The organism is uncultured Flavobacterium sp., assembly GCF_963975005.1.
Lineage (GTDB): Bacteria > Bacteroidota > Bacteroidia > Flavobacteriales > Flavobacteriaceae > Flavobacterium.
Genome location: NZ_CAXBFR010000148.1, coordinates 1 through 6,319, shown reverse-complemented (window position 1 = coordinate 6,319; position 6,319 = coordinate 1). Strand labels below are relative to the sequence as shown.

The following is a 6,319-nucleotide window of genomic DNA, read 5'->3' as shown; positions in this document are numbered from 1 at the left end:
CATTTCATTAGATTCTTCGAATGTTAATCCAATGGGGTAGTAGCCACCTGCCCAAGGATTGTGTAAGGAAGTTTGGTCAGAACCCAAATCAATATGTAAATTTTCTTTGTCAAATTTTTCCCAAACATCAACAATATTTCCTAGATAAGCGATTGAAACAACTTCTTTGGTTTCTAAAGCTTTTTTGACTCTTGGAACTAATTTGTCAATATCTTCAATAACTTCATTTATCCATCCTTGTGAATGGCGTATGTGTGTGATTTTCGGATTTACTTCGGCACAAACTGTAACACAGCCCGCAATATTTCCAGCTTTTGGTTGTGCTCCTGACATCCCACCCAAACCAGAAGTCACAAATAAACCTCCTTTTGGTGATTTTTTAATTTTTCTAAATCCGTTTAAAACGGTGATGGTTGTCCCGTGTACAATTCCTTGTGGGCCAATGTACATATAACTTCCAGCGGTCATTTGTCCGTATTGTGAAACGCCTAAAGCATTCATTTTTTCCCAATCATCCGGTTTTGAATAATTTGGGATAACCATTCCGTTTGTAACTACAACTCTTGGAGCATCTTTGTGGCTTGGATATAAGCCCATTGGATGGCCCGAATACATGGTTAGCGTTTGTTCATCTGTCATTTCGGACAAATACTTCATGGTTAAAAGGTATTGTGCCCAATTTTGGAAAACGGCTCCATTTCCACCATACGTAATTAATTCATGCGGATGTTGAGCCACTGCATAATCCAAATTATTTTGAATCATTAACATAATAGCTTTTGCTTGTTCGCTTTTTCCGGGATACTCCGAAATTGGACGAGCTTTTATTTCGTATTCTGGACGAAAACGATACATATAAATTCTTCCGTATTTTTCTAATTCTTCTTTGAATTCTGGTAGTAAAATTGCGTGATGTCTTGGTTCAAAGTAACGTAAGGCATTTTGAAGAGCTAATTTTTTTTCAGCATCCGAAAGAATATCTTTTCTTTTTGGTGCATGATTAATATCGATTTCGTATGGCTTTACATTGGGTAATGTATGGGGTATCCCTAGTTCTATTTGTTCTTTGAAAGTCATTTTTTTTGATTTTGAATTTTCGGATTTTCGATTTTCAGCGTCTATAATCTGAATATCTTTTATCTGAATATCTGTTTTTTTTATTGTTCCTGTTTTTTTATTGTATCCATATGCACAGTGTCTGCATCCACTTTTGCAACAATATCCTCTTTTGAGATGGTATTTTTCGGTAAAACACTTGTAGCCTTCAGTAGTGTAATAGAAATCTTCACCTTCAATTAAATTATTTGGATCAATTGTGTTGTTCATAGTGGCAAATAACATTTATATAATATACAAAATTAATTATTTTAAAGTGATTCTTTCTTTCCTTAGGCAAAAATATTATTTATAGAAAAAAATTTAGCAACTTTGTACTATATGTTTGTACTAGTTTTTAAATATTTAACTCCAAAATGGGTAAGAGGAATTTCTATTTTCCCATTTATTGTTCTTTCTTTTAAAGAAGATAAGCAAAATCTTGTGCTTTTAAATCATGAAAAAATACACATTAGACAACAAATTGAAATGTTGGTGTTTCCCTTTTTTCTTTGGTATGGATTAGAATATTTATTTCGTTTTGTTCAATATAGAAATTGGAAAGAAGCTTATTTGAACATTTCGTTTGAACGAGAAGCTTATCAAAACGAAAAAGACCTTTACTATTTAAAGCAAAGGTCTTTTTGGAGTTTTATTAAATTTCTAAAGTCTTAAAGAATTTTCTTCGTTACTTTAATTCCTTCAGTTGTAACTATTTTTACAATTAATACTTGATCTTGAACATTGTTCATGTCAATTGAGATAGAATTACTGTTGATGTTTGATTTTTCAACAATTAATCTTCCTCTAATGTCAAATATTTTTACATTTTCCATTGTTTCATTTCCTGAAACTATATCAACGATGTTTTTGTTTTTTGCAATTTGAATATCGTTTTGGTTGAATGTTTCATTGTTTAAAACAGATGCCGTTTTGTAAACTAATTTGAATCTATTTTCATGAGCACCTGCTGTAGCATTAAATGAATAAGGATTCGTTTTTAAATTATGATAAATATTTAATTCTTCATCTTTTAAATAAATTTCTTGAGTTCCTAAAAACAAACCATCAGCCGTATTGATTGCTATTTTGTAAGTTCCAGCAGTAGGTACATTAAATCCAATAGCTACTTGGTCATTATCATCAAAAGGTAAACTTCTACCTTGAATTATAAATGACTCATTGTTGATGAATGAATATATACCCAAATCTAAAGGATTAGCTAGTGCGTCATATGTGCTGTCTGAACCCATAGATGCGCCTTCTACGTATCCTACTAATGTTGTTTCAGTAGTGTTGTTAATGTCTTTTATGTCTAACCATATTCTGTGTCTTTCTAATTCTTCTATACTTGTATTTTGTTGGCTAGAAGTTTTAAAGAAATTATCATTAGCATATGGTACACCATTTGTATCTCTTCTTTGACCGTTATTAAAATTTACTGATCCACTTCCTGTTGCTCCATCTTTCATTACGACAAAAAAGGCCTGTCCCGCTTTTATAATACTAGCTGCTGTTGGAATAGTAGTACCCGTATAATTAATAGTAACATAATCACTTGCTGAATAATTGTAAGTGTACGATCCGTAAAATGGATTAGTAACAGTTCCACCATTGTTTAAATTAGGACTTGTTCCATGCGTCCAAAGTCTTACATTTCCTTCAATTATAGCGCTATTATCCGTTATAAATTGTAAAGCATTAATTGATGAAGGGTAAGGGTTACCTATTAAATTGTAATTGTCATCAAATCTGTTTATGGCCGTACCATTCGTGCCTGTGTATCCAGTTATACCTGTGTAGGTTCCTCTATTGACTGTTACTGGTATTACTCCATTGTTAGGAACTCCAGTGAAACTACTGTTGATATTAGTTGCAGACATTCCATAAGAAGAAGAACCTCTTACAATGTAGCCTATTCCTGTTCCCATAGTATTGCCATCGGCATTTACCCAATTTCCTTGGCTTATGTTGCCTCCGTTTCCATTTCCATTGTTAAGTAAAGTATTCCAACTATATTTAAAACCTTGTGTAGGTGATGTGTAGATGTTATTTAATGTTTGATTTGCAACAGGAGAAGACCAATAGACATAGTCTGAACCCTTAATATTGGCTGCTGTTCTTTTATAAATAATATTCCCTTCGTTAGCAACGTCGTTTATTTGAACTAAGTTAGCATTGTTTTCAATTTGTAAGGTTCCTGTGTTTTCCACTTTAACAAAATCTGTTATTACTAACGAATTGTCAGCAGCAATATTTAATGTTTTACCTGGTTTTATAATTAAGTTTAGTCCTTTTCCAACGACAGCAATATTTGACATAGTCGTGTTTTCATAAATAACAATACAATTTGAAGCAGTTGGTACACCAGCTGGTTTCCAATTTGCAGCGGTATTCCAATCCGAATTAGAAGCACTTGGTGTGAATAGCTTAGTGTTATTTGTTACAGTAACTGAGCCGTTAACAGTACATCCGTTTGAAAGGGTGGTTGTTACTGGGATGTTGAAACTTGCATTTTCTAATTGTGTAACAGTAGGTTTGATATAGATCTCAGCAATAGGAGAGCCTACTGTATAAGGGATTGTACAAACTGCATCTATATAAGCATCAACCACTGCAGTGTTGTAATTAAATGAAGTGTTTAATGGTTTATCACCAAATAATTCTACATCATCAATTGCTACACCTTGACACCAATCTGCGTGATATCTTACTCTGATTTTCAGGTTAGGTTGATTAATATAAGAGGATAAGTCATAGTTTAGTTCTGTAAATCTTGTGCCAATTCCTTGGTCAGATATGAATTTTTCAATTGGTGTTGATGACCAACTAGAACCACCATTTGTTGAAATTTCTATAGAAACATAGTCGTTATCAGGATAAGTATTGTCTGGGAAATATCTTGAATAATAAAACTTTAATTTTAAAGTTAAATTTGTGAAGTCTGTTGAATTTACCGTTGCAGATGCTATTTGGTTCTCTGTAGTGTAAGATCCTACATCTGATGTAGTCATTACGAATTTATTGGTTCCAAAACCAGAAGATATCGCAGGGTACCATATTTGTTCATTTGGAACAAATGTACTTGTTCTGTTTGTCCATTGTGTTCTGTTGTCTATAGTTGTACCATTTGAGTTAATAGTTGAATGAGTAAACGTGCCTAAATTTCCAGCTTCAAAATTTTCATCGATTAAGTATACTGTCTCTTTATCTCCACCTGCTTTTAGAGAAATAATTGTGTTTTCACCGCAAATTACTGGATTATTGGGAGTAAAGGTAATTGTAGGAGACGAATTTACAAAAGCAGTAATTGCTGTTTTAGAAACGGACTCACAACTTGGGTTAGTAGCTGTTACCCAATATGTTGTTGTGGTTGTTAAAAATGGTGTCGTCCAAGAGCCGTTAGTTGTTGTAGCGATTGGGTTAGTTGCGTTTTCACTTGCGTACCATTTGTAACTTGTTGAAGAAGCTGTTCCATTTACATTTAAAGTGACTTGTCCACTACCACAATTAAAACCATCTGTAACACTAGCAATATTAGCATCACAATTAGCAATTACGGTAAATAAATAATCTTCTGCTTCACCAAAGTATATTAGGTTGTTGCTACCATATCCGAAATCATCACATGGAGAGAAATTATATCCATAGTTTTCATAAAATGAGCCATTATAACTGACTCCATTGTTTATTCTTATTCTTAATCTATAATCTCCAGGAACTGCAGTAGTAGGAATCACAAAGCCAAAAGTTACTTCAGAACTAACAATATTTTGGGTAGTATATATTTCTTCAGTACTAACATCAAAAACACCATTTTTATTCCAATCAACCCAAGCTTTCCATCTTCCTCTTTGTACAACTGTTCCCGATGCGCTTGCTGAAATATTAATCCCTTCACCTTGAGCCTGAATTGCTTTATTACTTAATCCTGTGAAGTCTTGATAGCCTTTTGGATTTGTACTGTTGTAAGTAGAGGTGTTGGAAGTGTCATTAAGAGATCCAAGGAAATTAACTTTGTTTATGTATAAATATTGAGGTTGACTACTAGTTGTAGGTGTACAATAAGTTACAGAACTTGTAGTAGCGTTACCTGTTAAAGGGCTAGTTGTTCTGTATATTGGTCCTCCTGTACACAGGCTATTGTAAGAATAAATAAAGAAATAATAAGTTGTAGATGGAGATAAAGAAGTAGCAGAAAAAGTAGTATTGCCATCAATGTCTACCACTATATTAGTACCTCCAAGAGTTGTAGAGCCAATTGTGTAGTTAGTCCCGTTTGTTGGACTTGGTGCAATACCTGAAGTGTTGGCTACTACCAAATAATTATTTGGAGCAGGGGTAGCTGCGGTAAAACTTCCTGTAATTGTATTTGTTGCGGGTGTTAAAATTAATGCTGTAGGTTGTGTAGTTGGAGCAACACAAACAGGTGGTGCTGTTACGTTTACTATATAGTCTTCCGATTGGCCCCAAGTATCTGTGCTGCAAGGTCCTGTATAAGAATTGTAGTTTTTAATAACACGCATTCTTGTATTTCCTAATGTAGCGGTAATTGGTACGGTTATATTTCCAGTAAGAGTTGTTGCATCTACTCCAGTTGAATTAGTAATAGTCCCTATGTCATATATTTCATTTGTGTTATTTCCGAAAACGCCATTTTGATCCCAGTCAATATATACTCTAAAATTATTTTGGTAATTACCATTTGTATTACCTTTTAAAGAAATTGTATTAGTGCCACCTTGTTGAACGCTTGCTGAAAAACAAAAACTTTCCAAAGATGAAGTCCCGTTAATCGTGTTAGAAGTGTTATTGTTAATACCAGCGTAAGTAACATTGGTAATTGGTTCAACCGTCGAAAAACTTTGAGTGCAATAAGTCGCTAATGTATTTGTATAAGTTATCCTAATTTGACCATCTCCACCAGATCCTCCACTTCTGTTGTTAGTTTCAGCAGTTCTACCACCAGCACCACCAGCACCAATATCTCCAGTGGCACCCACTCCATTAGAATTTCGTCCATTTGCTCCAGCATATCCGTTGGCAGGAGCTGCACCACCATTTATTCCAGTAGCATTGTTTCCAGTAACATTCCCGGCACTAGAACCTCCACCACCGCTAAAATTATTTCCGGCATTACCACCATTACCACCGTATCTAGATACAATTGTTCCTCCAATATTACCAGTAGTAAAAGCTGTTGCTCCATTACCAAATGTATTGT

The 6,319-nt window shown here is 34.1% G+C and carries 3 protein-coding genes; 1 reads left to right on the top strand and 2 read right to left on the bottom strand.

Translation table 11 applies throughout. The features are described from left to right. The coding region (locus AACZ53_RS13240) for a DUF5522 domain-containing protein (protein ID WP_339839368.1) at positions 1–1,326 on the bottom strand (1,326 nt) is incomplete at its 3' end. A gap of 111 nt (positions 1,327–1,437) precedes the next feature. On the opposite strand from AACZ53_RS13240, the gene AACZ53_RS13235 reads away from it, so the two are divergent. After that, the gene (locus AACZ53_RS13235; RefSeq protein ID WP_339839365.1) at positions 1,438–1,770 is read left to right on the top strand and encodes a hypothetical protein; all 333 of its coding nucleotides are present in this window, start codon (positions 1,438–1,440) and stop codon (positions 1,768–1,770) included. On the opposite strand, the gene AACZ53_RS13230 is transcribed toward AACZ53_RS13235, so the two are convergent. Beyond that, positions 1,767–6,319 (bottom strand): GEVED domain-containing protein (locus tag AACZ53_RS13230; RefSeq protein ID WP_339839362.1); only part of this gene is annotated, 4,553 nt, incomplete at its 5' end. The two genes, AACZ53_RS13235 and AACZ53_RS13230, sit on opposite strands and share 4 nt — an antisense overlap.

Coding starts and splice junctions, on each gene's coding strand:
- AACZ53_RS13235 (WP_339839365.1), top strand. CDS start 1,438: ATGTTTGTACTAGTTTTTAAATATTTAACTCCAAAATGGGTAAGAGGA.